Origin of the sequence: Burkholderia sp. SIMBA_051, assembly GCF_046534915.1 — a bacterium.
Classification (GTDB): Bacteria; Pseudomonadota; Gammaproteobacteria; order Burkholderiales; family Burkholderiaceae; genus Burkholderia; species Burkholderia ambifaria.
The window spans coordinates 676,811-694,027 of record NZ_JAWRXS010000002.1 but is presented as its reverse complement, the minus strand read 5'-3'; the positions used below and the strand labels follow the sequence as shown (position 1 = coordinate 694,027).

20 protein-coding genes are annotated in these 17,217 nt (G+C 67.3%); 15 read left to right on the top strand and 5 right to left on the bottom strand.

Annotation, left to right across the window (positions count from 1 at the left end; genetic code table 11):
* Positions 1-169: 169 nt before the first annotated feature.
* From SB771_RS07185 to ptsP, 3 genes are all read left to right on the top strand, one after another.
* Complete coding sequence (locus SB771_RS07185) at positions 170-640, top strand: PTS sugar transporter subunit IIA (RefSeq protein ID WP_006752076.1); 471 nt, start codon at positions 170-172, stop codon at positions 638-640.
* A 71-nt stretch (positions 641-711) separates the two neighbouring features.
* A complete protein-coding gene (locus tag SB771_RS07180; RefSeq protein WP_006752075.1) occupies positions 712-981 on the top strand; it encodes an HPr family phosphocarrier protein in 270 nt (89 codons plus the stop codon).
* 201 nt (positions 982-1,182) lie between these two features.
* Positions 1,183-2,958, top strand: coding sequence for a phosphoenolpyruvate--protein phosphotransferase (ptsP, locus tag SB771_RS07175; protein WP_012364778.1), 1,776 nt, complete (start codon positions 1,183-1,185; stop codon positions 2,956-2,958).
* Positions 2,959-3,041: 83 nt separating this feature from the next.
* Here the strand turns inward: ptsP and SB771_RS07170 are convergent, their stop codons facing one another.
* The 3 genes from SB771_RS07170 to gpmA all read right to left on the bottom strand — a co-directional run bounded on the left by SB771_RS07170 (position 3,042) and on the right by gpmA (position 6,462).
* Positions 3,042-3,794 carry a HesA/MoeB/ThiF family protein gene (locus SB771_RS07170; RefSeq protein ID WP_105832967.1) on the bottom strand — a complete coding sequence of 251 codons (753 nt, stop codon included), beginning with the start codon at positions 3,792-3,794 and terminating at the stop codon, positions 3,042-3,044.
* A 104-nt stretch (positions 3,795-3,898) separates the two neighbouring features.
* Entirely contained in the window at positions 3,899-5,440 is a 1,542-nt protein-coding gene (locus SB771_RS07165; RefSeq protein ID WP_011658012.1) for a S41 family peptidase, read from the bottom strand.
* A gap of 275 nt (positions 5,441-5,715) precedes the next feature.
* Positions 5,716-6,462, bottom strand: coding sequence for a 2,3-diphosphoglycerate-dependent phosphoglycerate mutase (gene gpmA, locus SB771_RS07160; protein WP_126228559.1), 747 nt, complete (start codon positions 6,460-6,462; stop codon positions 5,716-5,718).
* Between the two features lie 136 nt (positions 6,463-6,598).
* Between gpmA and SB771_RS07155 the strand changes: the two genes are divergently transcribed.
* The 5 genes from SB771_RS07155 (at position 6,599) to SB771_RS07135 (ending at position 9,533) form a co-directional block, all read left to right on the top strand.
* Positions 6,599-7,021 (top strand): rhodanese-like domain-containing protein, encoded by a 423-nt coding sequence (locus SB771_RS07155; RefSeq protein WP_011658010.1) that lies wholly within the window; start codon positions 6,599-6,601, stop codon positions 7,019-7,021.
* A complete protein-coding gene (gene grxC, locus SB771_RS07150) occupies positions 7,018-7,278 on the top strand; it encodes a glutaredoxin 3 (RefSeq protein ID WP_011658009.1) in 261 nt (86 codons plus the stop codon). The genes SB771_RS07155 and grxC overlap by 4 nt, the downstream gene beginning before the upstream one ends.
* 107 nt (positions 7,279-7,385) lie before the next feature.
* Positions 7,386-7,877 (top strand): protein-export chaperone SecB, encoded by a 492-nt coding sequence (gene secB, locus SB771_RS07145; protein ID WP_006752068.1) that lies wholly within the window; start codon positions 7,386-7,388, stop codon positions 7,875-7,877.
* 26 nt (positions 7,878-7,903) lie between these two features.
* A complete protein-coding gene (locus SB771_RS07140) occupies positions 7,904-8,902 on the top strand; it encodes an NAD(P)H-dependent glycerol-3-phosphate dehydrogenase (protein WP_006752067.1) in 999 nt (332 codons plus the stop codon).
* Positions 8,903-9,008: 106 nt separating this feature from the next.
* Complete coding sequence (locus tag SB771_RS07135; protein ID WP_175662499.1) at positions 9,009-9,533, top strand: O-acetyl-ADP-ribose deacetylase; 525 nt, start codon at positions 9,009-9,011, stop codon at positions 9,531-9,533.
* A gap of 34 nt (positions 9,534-9,567) precedes the next feature.
* On the opposite strand, the gene trmL is transcribed toward SB771_RS07135, so the two are convergent.
* Together trmL and SB771_RS07125 are read right to left on the bottom strand one after the other, a co-directional pair.
* On the bottom strand, positions 9,568-10,038 hold the full coding sequence (trmL, locus tag SB771_RS07130) for a tRNA (uridine(34)/cytosine(34)/5-carboxymethylaminomethyluridine(34)-2'-O)-methyltransferase TrmL (RefSeq protein ID WP_175662500.1): 471 nt from the start codon (positions 10,036-10,038) through the stop codon (positions 9,568-9,570).
* Positions 10,039-10,145: 107 nt separating this feature from the next.
* A complete protein-coding gene (locus SB771_RS07125; RefSeq protein ID WP_175662501.1) occupies positions 10,146-10,958 on the bottom strand; it encodes a ComF family protein in 813 nt (270 codons plus the stop codon).
* A gap of 84 nt (positions 10,959-11,042) precedes the next feature.
* On the opposite strand from SB771_RS07125, the gene SB771_RS07120 reads away from it, so the two are divergent.
* From SB771_RS07120 to SB771_RS07090, 7 genes are all read left to right on the top strand, one after another.
* Positions 11,043-12,008 (top strand): methyltransferase domain-containing protein, encoded by a 966-nt coding sequence (locus SB771_RS07120; RefSeq protein ID WP_175662502.1) that lies wholly within the window; start codon positions 11,043-11,045, stop codon positions 12,006-12,008.
* A gap of 195 nt (positions 12,009-12,203) precedes the next feature.
* Positions 12,204-12,728, top strand: a complete 525-nt coding sequence (locus tag SB771_RS07115) for a DUF2244 domain-containing protein (protein WP_175656606.1) — start codon at positions 12,204-12,206, stop codon at positions 12,726-12,728.
* Between the two features lie 57 nt (positions 12,729-12,785).
* Positions 12,786-14,393: a cytochrome c oxidase subunit II gene (coxB, locus tag SB771_RS07110; protein WP_175662503.1), complete on the top strand. Its 1,608-nt coding sequence runs from the start codon at positions 12,786-12,788 to the stop codon at positions 14,391-14,393.
* A gap of 43 nt (positions 14,394-14,436) precedes the next feature.
* Positions 14,437-16,044 carry a cytochrome c oxidase subunit I gene (gene ctaD / locus SB771_RS07105; RefSeq protein ID WP_006752060.1) on the top strand — a complete coding sequence of 536 codons (1,608 nt, stop codon included), beginning with the start codon at positions 14,437-14,439 and terminating at the stop codon, positions 16,042-16,044.
* Positions 16,045-16,123: 79 nt separating this feature from the next.
* On the top strand, positions 16,124-16,264 hold the full coding sequence (locus tag SB771_RS07100) for a cytochrome oxidase small assembly protein (RefSeq protein WP_006752059.1): 141 nt from the start codon (positions 16,124-16,126) through the stop codon (positions 16,262-16,264).
* A gap of 35 nt (positions 16,265-16,299) precedes the next feature.
* A complete protein-coding gene (locus SB771_RS07095; RefSeq protein ID WP_006760729.1) occupies positions 16,300-16,908 on the top strand; it encodes a cytochrome c oxidase assembly protein in 609 nt (202 codons plus the stop codon).
* A gap of 16 nt (positions 16,909-16,924) precedes the next feature.
* Entirely contained in the window at positions 16,925-17,125 is a 201-nt protein-coding gene (locus tag SB771_RS07090; RefSeq protein WP_006752057.1) for a DUF2970 domain-containing protein, read from the top strand.
* Positions 17,126-17,217: the final 92 nt, after the last annotated feature.

Here is a 17,217-nt window from a genome sequence, read left to right as displayed (position 1 = left end):
CGGCCTGCTACAATGCCCGCTTGCCCGGTGCCGCGACCAGCGCGCCGAAGGCCCGGCGGTCGGGCCGAAACCGTTGCAAGGCTGAACATGAAACGATTCCCATACTCGCTATGCTCGTGGCCCCGCCGCGGGGCGTCGGCCCGCCAGGGGCGGCCGGAGGCGGTCTGACATGGCCGGGATTCTGATCATCGCGCACGCGCCGCTCGCCACCGCGTTGCGGGACTGCATCGCGCACATCTACGGCGGCGTGCCCGCGCGCATCGGCTGTATCGACGTGCTGGCGGACAGCGACCCCACCCAGGTGATGGCGTTCGCGCATGCGGAGCTCGCGCGGCTCAGGGAAGAGAACGGCGTCGTCGTGCTGACCGACATGTACGGCGCGACGCCCGCGAACATCGCGGGCCAGCTCGCGAAGCTCGATAACGTGCGCGTGCTGGCGGGCGTGAACCTGCCGATGCTGGTGCGGGCCGTCTGCTACCGTACCGTGCCGCTCGACAAGCTCGTCGACAAGGCGCTGTCCGGCGGCGCGAAGGGCGTTCATGAAGTGGCGGCCGGCACGCCGCCGCCGCCGACCGAAGCCGGCTGCGGCCAGTGCGCGCCGATTCCGCCCGAGCCGCAACCGCGCACCGAATCGCACTGATTGCCCGTTTTCCCGTTTTAGACCGAGCCGCCGCACCTCGCCGGCGGCCTCGACCGACCCGACCGAGAATCATGCTTCAACAAGAAACCACCATCGTCAACAAATTGGGGCTCCATGCACGCGCATCGGCCAAGCTTACGCAACTGGCCGGCAACTTCCAGTCGGAAGTCTGGATGACGCGCAACGGGCGCAAGATCAACGCGAAAAGCATCATGGGCGTGATGATGCTCGCGGCGGGCATCGGCAGCTCGGTGACGATCGAGACCGAAGGTCCCGACGAGCGCGAAGCGATGGATGCGCTGCTCAAGCTGATCGCGGACAAATTCGGCGAAGGTCAGTGATCCCCGCGCGGGATCGTTGCCGTTTCCGAGCAGAATGCCGCGTTTTCCGCGGCATTTTTTTCGTCCCGAGCATTGGTGCGGAACGCACAATGCTGCGGTGCATGCAGTCAGCATGGAGGGACGGAATTTATAATCGCTACCCGGGGTCATAAGCGCATCGCAGCGGTGTGCCGCGGCTTTACTTGTACAGAGGAGGTGCGCGTGTCCTTCACGCTGCATGGCATTCCCGTCTCACGTGGTATCGCGATCGGGCGAGCGTATCTGATCGCGCCGGCGGCGCTCGACGTCGCCCATTACCTGATCGAGGCGAACCAGATCGACGCCGAGGTCGAGCGTTTTCGCACGGCGCGCGAAGTCGTGCATCGCGAACTCAACGCGCTGCGCGCCGACCTGACCGACGACACCCCGAGCGAAGTGGGCGCGTTCATCGACGTGCACACGATGATCCTGAGCGACGCGATGCTCGTGCAGGAAACCATCGATCTGGTGCGCACGCGCCGCTACAACGTCGAATGGGCGCTGACCGAGCAGCTCGAGCTGCTCACGCGCCACTTCGACGACATCGAGGACGAATACCTGCGCGAGCGCAAGGCCGACATCGAACAGGTGGTCGAGCGCGTGCTGAAGGCGCTCGCCGGCGCGCCGTCCGCGTCGCAGGCGCTCGATCGCGCGGCCGCGCGCGGCCAGAACGAGATGATCGTCGTCGCGCACGACATCGCGCCGGCCGACATGATGCAGTTCAAGTCGCAGTCGTTCCAGGCGTTCGTCACCGATCTCGGCGGCCGCACGTCGCACACGGCGATCGTCGCGCGCAGCCTCGGCATTCCGGCCGCGGTCGGCGTCCAGCATGCGAGCGCGCTGATCCGCCAGGACGACCTGATCATCGTCGACGGCGACCAGGGGATCGTGATCGTCGATCCCGCGCCGATCGTCCTCGAGGAATACTCGTACCGCCAGTCCGAGAAGCTGCTCGAGCAGCGCAAGCTGCAGCGCCTGAAGTTCTCGCCGACGCAAACGTTGTGCGGCACCAAGATCGAGCTGTACGCGAACATCGAGCTGCCCGACGACGCGAAGGCCGCCGTCGAGGCCGGCGCGGTCGGCGTCGGGCTGTTCCGCTCCGAATTCCTGTTCATGCATCAGAAGGAGATGCCGGAAGAGGAGGAGCAGTTCGCCGCGTACAAGCGTGCGGTCGAGTGGATGAAGGGCATGCCGGTGACGATCCGCACGATCGACGTCGGCGCGGACAAGCCGCTCGAGGCGCTCGACGAAGGCTACGAGACGGCGCCGAACCCCGCGCTCGGCCTGCGTGCGATCCGCTGGAGCCTGTCCGAGCCGCAGATGTTCCTCACGCAGCTGCGCGCGATCCTGCGCGCGTCCGCGTTCGGGCAGGTGAAGATCCTGATCCCGATGCTCGCGCACGCGCAGGAAATCGACCAGACGCTCGACCTGATCCGCGAGGCGAAGCGCCAGCTCGACGACGCGGGGCTCGCGTACGACCCGAACGTGCGCATCGGCGCGATGATCGAGATCCCGGCCGCGGCGATCGCGCTGCCGCTGTTCCTGAAGCGCTTCGACTTCCTGTCGATCGGCACCAACGACCTGATCCAGTACACGCTCGCGATCGACCGTGCGGACAACGCGGTCGCGCACCTGTACGACCCGCTGCATCCGGCGGTGCTGCACCTGATCTCCTATACGCTGCGCGAAGCAAAGCGCGCGGGCGTATCGGTGTCGGTGTGCGGGGAGATGGCGGGCGATCCGACGCTCACGCGCCTGTTGCTCGGGATGGGGCTCACCGAGTTCTCGATGCATCCGAGCCAGTTGCTGGTCGTGAAGCAGGAGATCCTGCGCGCGCACCTGAAGGCGCTCGAGAAGCCGACGGCCGACGTGCTGGCCGCGTTCGAGCCCGAGGAAGTGCAGGCGGCGCTCAAGCGCCTGGCGGTCGCGGAGCCGCGCGCGGACGACGCGGCCGCCTAGGCGACGCGGGCCGCGCGGTGAAACCGCCGCGAACGTAGCGAAACGTCACGCATGCGCCCGTTCGGGCGCATGCATCGCGCGCGTCAGTGCCGGCCCTGGCACACGGGGCAGTCGGCCTGGCGCGCGATCTTCATCGTCGTCCATTCCATCCGCAGCGAATCGAGCATCATCAGCCGGCCGTTGAGCGTCGTGCCGATCGCGCCGATCACGCGCAGCGCTTCGGCGGCCTGCATCGCGCCGATGATCCCGACCGTCGGCGCGAACACGCCCATCGTCGCGCACGCGACTTCCTCGAACGGCTGGTCTTCCGGAAACACGCACGCGTAGCAGGGCGCGGCCGGGTCGCGGAAGTCGAACGTGCTGATCTGGCCGTCGAAGCGCAGCGCGGCGCCCGACACGAGCGGCACGCCGTGCGCGACGCACGCGCGGTTGATCGCATGGCGCGTCGCGAAGTTGTCGGTGCAGTCGAGCACGACGCCCGCCTGCGGCACGTGTTCGTCGAGCCACGCGTCGTCGACGCGCGCCGCGACCGCATGCACGGTCACTTCCGGGTTCAGCCGCGCGAGCGTGTCGCGCCCCGATTCGACCTTGCTGCGCCCGACGGAGGCCGTCGCGTGCAGGATCTGCCGCTGCAGGTTCGTGAGGTCGACCGTGTCGGCGTCGACCAGCGTGATCGTGCCGACGCCGGAGGCCGCCAGATACATCGCGGCCGGCGAGCCGAGCCCGCCCGCGCCGACCACCAGCGCATGCGCGTCGAGGAAGCGCTGCTGCGCGTCGATGCCGATTTCGTCGACGAGGATGTGGCGGGAGTAGCGAAGGAGTTGATCGTCGTTCATGGGAAGTCGTGAGCGAGGCGGCGGACGTAGCGTTATTTTAGGCGCGCATGAAAAACGGGCCATCGCGGTCTTCCCGCGATGGCCCGTCGGATGCCGGCCGGCGCTTACTGCGGTGCCGACGCGGGCTTCGGTGCGGCGGCCTTCGCGCCGGACGCCTTCGCGGGCGTCGCGGCCTTGGTGGCCGGGCTCTTCGTCGTGCTCTCGGCGAGGCGCGACTTCGATTCCTGCACCGGCTTGCCTTCGAGCTTGTTGAGCGCCTGCTGCATCATGAAGTCGTCGGCGCTGCCGAACTCGATCGGCTTGCGATCGCGGTCCTTCTGGCGTTGCTCCGGCGTCTTCTTGTCGTTCTGCTCCTCGAGGACGCGCAGCTGATCCATCCGGCGCTGCTCGCGCTCTTCCTGTTCCTTCTTCTCGTTCGGATCCTGCGTGTTCGCGAGGTGGTTCGTGTAGTCGACCTCGCGCGTCACGAGCACGTCGTCCGGATCGCCGTCCGCGTACTGATCGACCGGCACGTCGGGCGTGATGCCCTTGTTCTGGATCGAACGGCCGCTCGGCGTGTAGTAGTAGGCGGTCGTCAGGCGCAGCGCGGTGTCGGCCGTCATCGGACGGACCGTCTGCACCGAGCCCTTGCCGAACGTCGTCTTGCCCATGATCTGCGCGCGCTTCGCATCCTGCAGCGCGCCGGCGACGATTTCCGACGCGGACGCCGAATACGCGTTCGTCAGCACGATCATCGGCACGGTCTTGAAGACCGGCGGCAGGTTCTTCAGCGGATCGCCGTCGAAGGACGGCAGGCGGTAGTTGTCGTAGGTGTCGCGGTAGACCTGCTTCGAATCCGGGATCTGGCCGTTGGTCGACACGACGACGGAGTCGGGCGGCAGGAACGCGCCGGCGACGCCGACCGCGCTCTGCAGCAGGCCGCCGCCGTTGTTGCGCAGGTCGACGATCAGGCCCTTCAGGTTCGGCTGCTGGCGCGCGATGTCCTGCAGCTTCGCGGCGAGATCGGGCGTCGTGCGCTCCTGGAAGCTCGTGATCCGGATGTATGCATAGCCCGGGTCGAGCAGCTTCATCTTCACGCTCTGCACGCGGATGACCGCGCGCGTGACCGTAATCGGGAACGTGCGGTCGTCGCTCTTGCGGAAGATCGTCAGCGTGACCTTGGTGCCCGGCTCGCCGCGCATCTGCTTGACGGCCTTGTCGAGCGTCATGCCGCGCACCGGCTTGTCGTTGATGCGCGTGATCAGGTCGCCCGGACGGATGCCGGCGCGGAACGCGGGGGTGTCCTCGATCGGCGAGATCACCTTGACGAGGCCGTCTTCCTGCGAGATCTCGATGCCGAGACCCGCGAAGCGACCCTTGGTCTGCTCCTGCAGCTCGTCGTAGTCGGTCTTGTCGAGGAACGACGAATGCGGGTCGAGGCTCGACACCATGCCCTTGATCGCCGCCGTCAGCAGCTTCTTGTCGTCGACCGGCTCGACGTACTCGCGCTTGATCTGGCCGAACACTTCCGCGAACAGGCGGAGCTGGTCGAGGGGAAGCGGCGCAGTGGCGGTCTGCTCGGCCGACGCCGAAACCTGCAGCGTGGCGAACACGCCCGTGGCGAGGCCCGCGGCAATCAGGCCGATGTTCTTCAATTTCATTCGCATAGAGAGTCTGGTGCGGTCGGGAAGCGCGTGGCGGTAGCGGGGATGTAGCGGACAAGTATAACTGTTCGTCCGATTACTCAGTGGAACGCTGCGGAAATGGCTCAGGTCCGGCGGTCCCGAGGCCCCGGCCCCCGGGCCCCGGCCGGGTGCCGCCGGACGCGCAGCGGATTCGAAAGCGGATTCGACAGCACAGGGGCCGCGAAGGTTCGCGCCGCCGCGCGCCCGGGCGGGCCCCGGACAGGCCGCGCGACGCGGCCCGCCCGGCGTGACGGGTGTCAGCCCGCCTTGCCCTGCTTCGCGACGGCGGCCTGCGCCTTCGCGATCGCGTCCTGGTCGCCGAGGTAGTAGTGCTTGATCGGCTTCAGGTCTTCGTCGAGTTCATACACGAGCGGCACGCCGTTCGGGATGTTCAGGCCGACGATGTCGCTGTCCGAAATGCCGTCGAGGTACTTGATCAGGGCGCGCAGCGAGTTGCCGTGCGCGGCGATCAGCACCTGCTTGCCCGAGCGGACGGCCGGCGCGATCGATTCGTTCCACAGCGGCAGCACGCGCGCGACCGTGTCCTTCAGGCACTCGGTGAGCGGCAGCTGCTCGCGCGGCACCTTCGCGTAGCGCGGGTCGTTGAACGGCGCGCGTTCGTCGGTCGGCTCGAGCGCGGGCGGCGGCGTGTCGTAGCTGCGGCGCCACACGAGCACCTGGTCGTCGCCGAACTTGGCGGCCGTTTCCGCTTTGTTCAGGCCCGACAGCGCGCCGTAGTGGCGCTCGTTCAGGCGCCACGAGTGGACGACCGGCAGGTACATCAGGTCCATCCGGTCCTGCACGTGCCACAGCGTGCGGATCGCGCGCTTGAGCACCGACGTGTACGCGATGTCGAACGTGTAGCCGGCCTCCTTGAGCAATTCGCCGGCCTGGTAGGCCTCGTTGCGACCCTGTTCGGTCAGGTCGACGTCGACCCAGCCGGTGAAGCGGTTTTCCTTGTTCCACGTCGATTCGCCGTGGCGGATGAGAACGAGTTTGTACATGGATCTTGCGGTCGGTAGTGATAGGGAAGCGGGGCGCGTCGCGCGGTACCCGGCCCGGGTCCGCCATCGCGCAAGACGGTTATTTTATAATGGCGGGATTGTCCTTTTCCGATTTCTCTTTTTCCGGCGGATTTCCGTGACGTTCTTCACCGATTACACGAACCTGGCCCTTATCGCGATCCTGCTGGTTTCCGGCGGCCTGCTTGCGTGGCCCGCGCTGCGTCGCGGCCGCGGCGGCCTGTCGGCCGCGGAGGCGACGCAGCTCATCAATCGCCGCAACGCGGTCGTGATCGACCTGCGGGCGGCGACCGACTTCGCTGCCGGCCACCTGCCGTCGGCGCGCCAGGTCGCCGCCGGCGAGATCGGCGCGAAAATTGCGCAGGTCGCTAAAAACAAGAGCACCCCGGTGCTGCTCGTCTGCCAGAACGGCCAGCAGTCGCAGAAGGCGGCGCGCGAGGTCCAGGCGGCAGGCTATGCCGAGGTGCACGTGCTCGAGGGCGGCGTCGCCGCGTGGCAGCAGGCCGGGATGCCGGTCGTCAAACAAGGAGTGGCGAAGTGAGCAAGGTATTGATGTACAGCACGCAGGTGTGTCCGTATTGCATTCAGGCCGAGCGCCTGCTGAAGCTGCGCGGCGTCGAGCAGATCGAGAAGGTGCTGATCGACCGCGATCCGGCCCGCCGTGACGAAATGATGACGCGCACGGGCCGCCGCACGGTGCCGCAGATCTATATCGGCGAGACCCACGTCGGCGGTTACGACGATCTGTCGAAGCTCGACCGCGAAGGCGGCCTCTTGCCGCTTCTGCAAGCAGCCTGATTAGGGCAGAATGGCCGCCGGCCGCGCCGCGGCTTGGGCGCACAGGATCCAACCGAGGCGGCCGGCGTGAAGCCGGGCCGCCCCGTCACCACTTTTAGGGAAACACCATGTCCGACGTCGAAAATCAACCGTTCTTCAACATCCAGCGCGTCTACCTGAAGGATATGTCGCTCGAGCAGCCGAATTCGCCGGCGATCTTCCTCGAGCAGGACATGCCGTCGGTTGAAGTCGAAGTCGACGTGAAGGCCGAGCGCCTGGCGGAAAGCGTGTTCGAAGTCGTCGTGTCGGGCACCGTCACCGCGAAGGTGAAGGACAAGGTCGCGTTCCTGATCGAAGCGAAGCAGGCCGGCATTTTCGACATTCGCAACATTCCCGACGAACAGCTCGACCCGCTCGTCGGCATCGCTTGCCCGACGATCCTGTTCCCGTACCTGCGCTCGAACATCGCCGACGCGATCACGCGTGCGGGCTTCCCGCCGATCCACCTGGCGGAAATCAACTTCCAGGCGCTGTACGAGCAGCGTCTCGCGCAGCTTCAGCAGCAGGCCGGCGCAGCAGGTGCGCCGAACGGCGCGCCGAATGGCACGACGCTGAACTGACGTTTCACTCCGGACCGGTGCTGGGTATGAAAGTAGCCGTTCTCGGCGCCGGTGCCTGGGGCACCGCGCTCGCGGGCCATCTGGCCGCGCGGCACGATACGCTTCTCTGGGCGCGCGACGCCGCGCTGATCGCCGGGCTGCAGGCCCGGCATGAAAATTCCCGCTATCTGGACGGCATCGCGCTGCCCGATGCGCTGCGCTACGACGCCGATCTCGGCGCCGCGCTCGCGCACGGCGCCGCGGACGACGCGCTGTGCGTGATCGCCGCGCCGGTGGCCGGCCTGCGCACGCTGTTCGGCGCGATGCGCGACGCGGGCTGCGTGCCCGCGCATGTCGTATGGGTCTGCAAGGGTTTCGAGGCCGATACGCATCTGCTGCCGCACCAGGTGATCGCGGCCGAACTGCCGGGGCAGCACAGCAATGGCGTGCTGTCGGGGCCGAGCTTCGCGCGCGAGGTCGGGCTTGCGCTGCCCGTCGCGCTGACGGTCGCGAGCACGTCCGCCGAATGCCGCGAGCGCACGCTCGCCGCGTTCCATCACGGCGCGATGCGGATCTACACGGGTGACGACGTGGTCGGCGTCGAGGTCGGCGGCGCGGTGAAGAACGTGCTGGCGATCGCGACGGGCATCGCCGACGGGCTCGGGCTCGGGCTGAACGCGCGCGCCGCGCTGGTCACGCGCGGCCTCGCGGAAATGTCGCGCCTCGGCGTCGCGCTCGGGGGCCGCGCGGAAACCTTCACGGGCCTCACGGGCCTCGGCGACCTGATCCTCACCGCGACGGGCGACCTGTCGCGCAATCGCACGGTCGGCCTGCAACTGGCGGCCGGCCGCTCGCTGAACGACATCCTCGGTGCGCTCGGCCACGTGGCCGAAGGCGTGCGCTGCGCGCAGGCCGTGCTCGCGCTCGCGCGCGCGCAATCGATCGAAATGCCGATCACCGAAGCCGTGTGCGGCGTGCTGTTCGACGGCGTCGCACCGCGCGATGCGGTCAGCGGCCTGCTGCGGCGCGACGCGCGCGCCGAATAACAGCGACGAAACCTACCGATTTCTTGCGGCCGCGCGCGCTCGCGCAAAGCGGGCGGCGCCAAAGCGCACTACGCTTGAACAGTCTCCGGCATTTCGGGAGGGTGTCATGCTTCGGATCGGTTCCACCACGCTCGACGCGCAACGCGTCGACATCACGACGCTCGACGTCGACGCGATCGTCAACGCCGCGAACGGTTCGCTGCTCGGCGGCGGCGGTGTCGACGGCGCGATTCATCGCGCGGCCGGCCCGGGCCTGCTGGCCGAGTGCCGCACGCTCGGTGGCTGCGCGACCGGCGACGCGAAGCTCACGCGCGGCCACGGGTTGCCGGCGCGGTATGTAATTCATGCGGTCGGCCCGGTGTGGCACGGCGGCGGGCGCGGCGAGGCCGACCTGCTTGCCGCGTGTTACCGGCGCGCGATCGAGCTGGCCGAAGAGGTTGCGGCGACATCGATCGCATTCCCGGCGATCAGCTGCGGCATATACCGCTATCCGGCCGAGGAGGCCGTCGACATCGCGGTCGGCACCGTCGTGGACATGCTGCCGCAGGCGCCGAACCTCGCACGCGTGGTGTTCGCGTGTTTTTCCTCCGACATCTACGACCTGTATCGCGCGCGGCTAGCGCGCAGCTAGCGCGGGCGGACGGGCGGGCCGGGCGGCGAGCGTGTCAGGCGCCGCCTTCGAAGCCGGCCTGGCGCCACGCCTCGAACACGACCACCGCGACCGTGTTCGACAGGTTCAGGCTGCGATTGCCCGGCCGCATCGGCAGGCGCACGCGCTGTTCGTTCGGGAAGAGCTCAAGCACGTCGGCCGGCAGGCCGCGCGTTTCCGAACCGAACACGAACCAGTCGCCCGGCACGAACGCGTGGTCGTGAAAGCGGCCCGAACCGCGGGTCGTGAACGCGAACATGCGCGCGGGATCGGGCGCTTCGGCCGCGACGAACGCGTCCCAGTCGCGGTGCACGCGCATTTCCGCGTACTCGTGATAGTCGAGGCCCGCGCGGCGCATCTTCGCGTCGTCGAGCGGAAAGCCGAGTGGCTCGATCAGGTGCAGGCGCGCGCCGGTGTTGGCGCACAGGCGGATCACGTTGCCGGTGTTCGGCGGAATTTCGGGAGCGACGAGGATGACGTTGAACATGGTTGGGTCTGGCTGGGCCGGCCGGGGCGGCGCAACGTGCACGCGATCCCTGCCGGCCGGTTCGTGATGGCCGTCGCCGCGTGCGGGCGGCCGGCCTCTCTATCTAATTAATCCCTGGCGGTGCGCAGCGCAACCAGATTCGTCACGCGCGCGGCGCCCGCAGTCTTCAATGCCTGCGCGGCGGCCGCGAGCGTCGCGCCGGACGTCATCACATCGTCGACGAGCGCCACGTGGCGGCCGGCGAGATCGTCCGTCACCGCGAACGCCGCGATCACGTTGTCGCGCCGCGCGCGCCGGTCGAGCCGCGACTGCGGCGCGGTTTCGGTCACGCGCGCGAGCAGCGTCGCGTCGGCGTGTACGCCGAGCCGGCGCGCGAGCGGACGCGCGATCGCCCACGCCTGGTTGTAGCCGCGCGCGACGAGCCGTCCGTGCGACAGCGGCACCGGCGCGATCACGTCGAAGCCGCCCGCCGTGCGCAGCGCGTCCGTGTCGTCGATCCGCTGCGCGAGCCGGGCCGCGAATTCGGCGCCGAGCGCGAGCCGCGCATGAAACTTCAGCCCGCGCGCGAGCCCGTCGAGCGGCGCGCGGTAATCGGCGAGCGCGAGCGTCGCGTCGAACGGCGGCGGTGTCGCGCGGCATGCATCGCACCGGTAGGCGAACGAAGCCGCGACGCCGGCGTGCCGGCCACGGGATCCGCGCGGTCGCGGACGCCCGCTGCCGAGCGGCACCGCGCAGACGTCGCAGCGCAGTCGCGCTTCATTCCAGTACGCGGCGTCGCAGGCGCTGCAAATCATGGCGTGTGACAAATTGCCGCACAGTGCGCACCGATTCGGTAACGCGAGCGCGATGACGCGCACAGCGAGCGCGCGAACCTGCGACAAAACGACGCGCATCTGGCGCGGGGCGAAACGGCGATCCATTCGCGAAGACTCCTGGGGGCCCCGTCTCGCTGAAGGCCGCGAGGCGAGCGAGTATACTTCGGGCTCTTCGCCAGTGTGCCCGACATGTCCCCAGCTTCGACTTCAACAGGCCGTCCGGCCAATGACGCCCGGCGTTTGCGGCGGATCTTCGATCGCCGCGCCGCCGCGTTCGACGCGGTCGCGTTCCTGCCGCGCGAGATCGCGCAGCGGATGAACGAGCGCCTCGAATACATCAAGGTGAGCCCCGCGGCCGTGCTCGATGCGGGCTGCGGCGCGGGCGACGACCTGCCGGCGCTGCGTGCGCGCTTTCCCGAAGCCCCGGTGTTCGGCGTCGATCTGTCCGGCGCGATGCTCGCGCGGGCGGGGCAGCGCGAGGTCGAGCAGACGAGCTGGCGCCGCTGGCTGCCGGCGTCGCTCGGCCGGGCACTGGGCCAGCGCGGCCCGCGCGTCGCGCACGCCGACTTCTCGGCGCTGCCGTTCGCGGCCGGCGCGTTCGACCTGATCTGGTCGAATCTCGCGCTGCACTGGCATTCGCGTCCCGACACGGTGTTCCCCGAGTGGCAGCGCGTGCTGCGCGTGAACGGCCTGCTGATGTTCAGCACGCTCGGCCCCGACACGTTGCGCGAGTTGCGCGCGGCCTGCGCGGACGCCGAAGCGGCGCTCGGCATCGCGCCGCCCGCGGCGCGCGTGATCGATTTCGTCGACATGCACGACCTCGGCGACATGCTCGTCGAGAGCGGCTTCGAGATTCCGGTGATGGACCAGGAAGTGCTCACCGTCACGTACAAGACACCCGATTCCCTGCTGGCCGACGTGCGCCGCTGGGGCGCCTATCCGTTCGAGCGCGCTGCGCCGCAGCGCGCGACGCGGCGCTTTCGCGCGGCGCTCGGCGACGCGCTGGAAGCGCGCAGGCGCGCGGACGGCACCATTCCGCTCACGTTCGAGGTGATCTACGGCCACGCGTGGAAGGCCGTGCCGCGCACGACTGCCGAAGGGCACGGGATCGTGCGCATCGAAGATATCGGCAAGGGGCGTCCGAAGAATCGGTAAAGCGGTAAAGAGGGGTTTTGTTATGTCCGAAATTAGCGGTGCAAAGCGGGGTCGAATTGACGCGAAAAACGGCCGGAAAGCTTGTGGCGCTTGGCTCGCGGGCCGATAGCCGCTTGCTTGTGGATGCCATTGAACCCGCCTATAATGCGTCAGCTTGTCGTCCCGGGGTCCCCGCAATACGGGGCGACGAGTCCGATGCAGGCATGCATCGCATGCCATTCGCGTGAGGCGGCGATGGGAGCAGCGAGGGGTTTGGCGGAGACGACGAACGGTGAACCGGTCCTCGCAGACTGGCTCATGAAACGCAATTGTTCGGTGTCGCCGCGCCAGTTCGTGCTGTTTTACGCGTCGCTCGCGAGCTTCTCGCTGGTGATCGCGGCATTGCTGATGTGGCGTGGGGCCTGGCTCGTCATGCCCTTCACCGGAATCGAATTGCTGGCGGTCGGCGTCGCGTTTGCGATCTATGCCCGTCATGCGGTCGATTACGAGCGCATCAGGCTGTTTCCGCACCGGCTCGTGATCGAGCGGATGGATGCGGAGCGGTTCACGCAGATCGAATTCAACCCGCGCTGGGTGCGGGTCGAGCCGGGTGCGACGCCACGCGATCCGATTCGACTGGTATCGCGCGGGCAGACCGTCGTAATCGGGCAGCATCTCGCGCAGCACAAGCGTGCGCAGTTCGCCGACGAACTGCGCGTGGCGCTCAGGCGCTGCGGCTGACGAGGCGCGGGCACCGGCCGGAACAGGCCGGCGGCTTGCGACGGGGGAGGGGTTTGAATGGAAATTTTGGGTAAGGATGCTATGAAAACAATCAAGCGAGCCCTCACGGGCGTGCTGGCATGCAGCGGATTGCTCTTTGCCGGCGCTGCTCTGGCGGTCGGTGATAGCCCGGGCGGCCCCCGCGTCAACGAGATCAACTTTCAGCCGCCGGTCACGAAGATCGCCGAGGAGCTCTACGATCTCCACACGATGATGCTGATCCTGTGTACGGTGATCTTCGTCGGCGTGTTCGGCGTGATGTTCTATTCGATCTTCGCGCACCGCAAATCCAAAGGCCACAAGGCCGCCAATTTCCATGAAAGCACGACCGTCGAGATCATCTGGACGATCGTGCCGTTCGTCATCGTCGTGTTGATGGCGCTGCCGGCCACGAAGGCCGTCGTCGCGATGAAGGACACGACCAACGCCGATCTCACGATCAAGGTCACCGGCTACCAGTGGAAGTGGGGCTACGACTACGTGAAGGGCCCGGGCGAGGGCATCGGTTTCCTGTCGACGCTCAGCACGCCGCGTGACGAAGTGATGGGCAAGAAGCCGATCACCGAGACCTACCTGCAGGAAGTCGACAACCCGCTCGTCGTGCCGGTCAACAAGAAGATCCGCATCATCACGACCGCGAACGACGTCGTTCACTCGTGGTACGTGCCCGCATTCGGCGTGAAGCAGGATGCGATCCCCGGCTTCGTGCGCGATACGTGGTTCAAGGCCGACAAGGTCGGCACGTTCCGCGGCTTCTGTACCGAGCTGTGCGGCAAGGAACACGCGTTCATGCCGGTCGTGGTCGTGGTGCTGTCGGACGACGACTACGCGAAGTGGGTCACCGCGCAGAAGGCCAAGCTGGCCGGCGCTGCGGTCGATCCGAACAAGGTCTACACGATGGCCGAACTCGTCGCGCACGGCGAGGAAGTCTACAAGGCGAACTGCGCGGCCTGCCACCAGGTGAGCGGCAAGGGCCTCGGCGCATTCCCGGCGATGGACGGCAGCCCGATCGTGAACGGCCCGATCGCCGGCCACGTCGAGCGCGTGCTGCACGGCAAGGGCGCGATGCCGTCGTGGGCGTCGCTGTCGGACCTCGACATCGCATCGGTCGTCACGTACGAGCGCAACTCGTGGGGCAACCACAAGAACGATCTGCTGCAGCCGAAGCAAGTGGCTGACGCGCGCAACGGCAAGATGCCGGAAGACACGGCAGGCGCCGCGGCACCGGCCGAAGCGGCCTCGGCACCGGCGCAAGCCGCGTCGGGCGCGGCCGAGCAGTCGGCGGCGGCATCGGCGGCAGCGCCGGCATCGGCCGCGCTGTCGACGGTCTACTTCGAAACGGGCAAGAGCGTGCTGCCGGCCGACGCGAAGGCGGCGATCGCCGCGGCGGCCGACTATGCGAAGGCACATCCGGACGCGAAGCTCGCGCTGTCGGGTTTCACCGACAAGACGGGCTCGGCCGACGCGAACGCCGAACTCGCCAAGCATCGTGCACAGGTCGTGCGCGACGCGCTGAAGGCAGCAGGCGTGGCGGAAGACCACATTATTCTCAAAAAGCCGGAAACGATCACGGGCGGGGCTGACGCGAAGGAAGCCCGGCGAGTCGAGATCGGGCCGGCGGCTTGACGTGTCGCTGAGTTAGTCGACGTATTCGCATTAGGAGATTCTCATGTCTAGCATCGGGCACGACGTAGTCGCGGACCACGCGCACGACGACCACGCGCACGAAACACCACACGGCTGGCGGCGCTGGTTGTTCGCCACCAACCACAAGGACATCGGTACGCTGTACCTGCTGTTCTCGTTCATCATGTTCCTGTCGGGCGGCGTGATGGCCCTCGGCATCCGTGCCGAGCTGTTCGAGCCGGGCCTGCAGATCATGCGTCCGGAGTTCTTCAACGAACTCACGACGATGCACGGCCTGATCATGGTGTTCGGCGCGATCATGCCGGCGTTCGTCGGCTTCGCGAACTGGATGATCCCGCTGCAGATCGGCGCGTCCGACATGGCATTCGCGCGGATGAACAACTTCAGCTTCTGGCTGCTGCCGGTCGCGGCCGTGCTGCTGGTCGGTTCGTTCTTCGCGCCGGGCGGCGCGACGGCCGCCGGCTGGACGCTGTACGCACCGCTGTCGACGCAGATGGGCCCGGGCATGGACTTCGCGATCTTCGCGGTCCACATCATGGGCGCATCGTCGATCATGGGCGGGATCAACATCGTCGTGACGATCCTGAACATGCGCGCACCGGGCATGACGCTGATGAAGATGCCGATGTTCGCATGGACGTGGCTGATCACGGCCTACCTGCTGATCGCCGTGATGCCGGTTCTGGCAGGCGCGATCACGATGGTGCTGTTCGACCGCCACTTCGGCACGTCGTTCTTCAACGCGGCAGGCGGCGGCGACCCGGTGATGTACCAGCACATCTTCTGGTTCTTCGGCCACCCCGAGGTGTACATCATGATTCTGCCGGCGTTCGGGATCGTGTCGCAGGTGATCCCGGCGTTCGCACGTAAGACGCTGTTCGGCTATAGCTCGATGGTGTACGCGACGGCTTCGATCGCCATCCTGTCGTTCATGGTCTGGGCGCACCACATGTTCGCAACGGGCATGCCGGTCACCGGTCAGCTGTTCTTCATGTACGCGACGATGCTGATCGCGGTGCCGACGGGCGTGAAGGTGTTCAACTGGCTCGCGACGATGTGGCGCGGCTCGATGACCTTCGAAACCCCGATGCTGTTCGCGATCGGCTTCCTGTTCGTGTTCACGTTCGGCGGCCTGACGGGCCTGATGCTGGCCATGGCGCCGCTCGACATCCAGTACCACGGCACCTACTTCGTGGTGGCGCACTTCCACTACGTGCTGGTGGCCGGGTCACTGTTCGCGCTGTTCTCGGGCTGGTACTACTGGGCGCCGAAGTGGACGGGCTGGATGTACAACGAGACGCGCGGCAAGATCCACTTCTGGGCGTCGATGATCTTCTTCAACCTGACGTTCTTCCCGATGCACTTCGTCGGTCTCGCGGGCATGCCGCGCCGCTATGCCGACTACCCGGCGCAGTTCACGGACTTCAACCAGGTGGCGACGATCGGCGCATTCGGCTTCGGCCTCGCCCAGGTGTACTTCCTGTTCGCGGTCGCGCTGCCGGCCTACCGTGGCGGCGGCGAGCTGGAAAAGGCGTCGGACAAGCCGTGGGATGGCGCGACGGGCCTCGAATGGACGGTGCCGAGCCCGGCTCCGTTCCACACGTTCGAGCAACCGCCGCACGTCGAATAAGTTTCACCCAGCGTTCCGCCGCTGCCTGCCGCGCAGGCAGGCGCGGCGGGCGCGGAATCGAGTTTCAGCGAAGTTTCAGATGAACCGGAATCCACAAGAAAGACGAACGCCCGAGCAGATTCGCGCGGGCAACAAGCGGCTCGGCCTCACCCTGCTCGTCATCGCCGCCGTTTTTTTCGTGGGTGTCGTGATCAAGCAGTGGTGGCTGTCCACCCACTGATGCAGTAACTGACGCAGTAGCGAGGAAGTCGTCGTATGTCGAAGCCGGAAGAGGGCGCCGCCGATCGCGCGTTCAATCGTTCGATGCTGGTGAAGCTCTTCGTCGTGGCCGGGCTGATGTTCGGCTTCGGCTTCGCGCTGATTCCGATGTATCGCGCGATTTGCCAGATCACCGGCATCAACAACCTGGTGCAGCGGGATGTCAGCGAGCGCGAGGCGAAGAACTCGCAGGTCGACTATGGCCGCACGGTGTCGGTCGAGTTCGATGCGAATGCGCGCGGCCCGCTCGGTTTCAAGCCGGAGCACAACAGCCTCGACGTGCATCCGGGCGAACTGACGACGATCGTCTACGACGTGACCAACGGGCAGGGCCGGCCGGTGGTGGCGCAGGCGATTCCGAGCTACGCGCCGAAGCAGGCGACGGAGTTCTTCAAGAAGATCGAGTGTTTTTGCTTCACGCAGCAGACGCTGGCCGCGAACGAGTCGCGCAAGATGCCGGTGGTGTTCGTGATCGATCCGAAACTGCCGAAGGACGTGAAGACGATCACGCTGTCGTACACGTTCTTCGAACTGAATACGCCGGCCGAGCCGGCGCCGGCACCGCGCAAGACGGCGGCGCAGGGCGCGGCGAAACCGGACGCATGACGAGGGAGACGGGGCGATGACGGAGACCAAGCGGAGCGGGTCGTTCGGCCAGGCGGTGCGCGCGGTGTTGTGGTCGTTCTTCGGGGTGCGCAAGCGGCGCGACCTGGAGGCCGATGCGACGCAGCTCAATCCGCTGCATGTGCTGATCGTCGCGTTGATCGCGGCCGGCGTGTTCATCGGCGTGCTGATCCTGATCGTGCGTGCGGTCGTGGGCTGAGGCCCGCGGCCACGAAAGAATGTAGTGCGTGGCGCCCGGGCGCCGCGTGCGGGAAAGAGCGGCGGCGGTCGCGCCGCGCAAGAAATACAGCC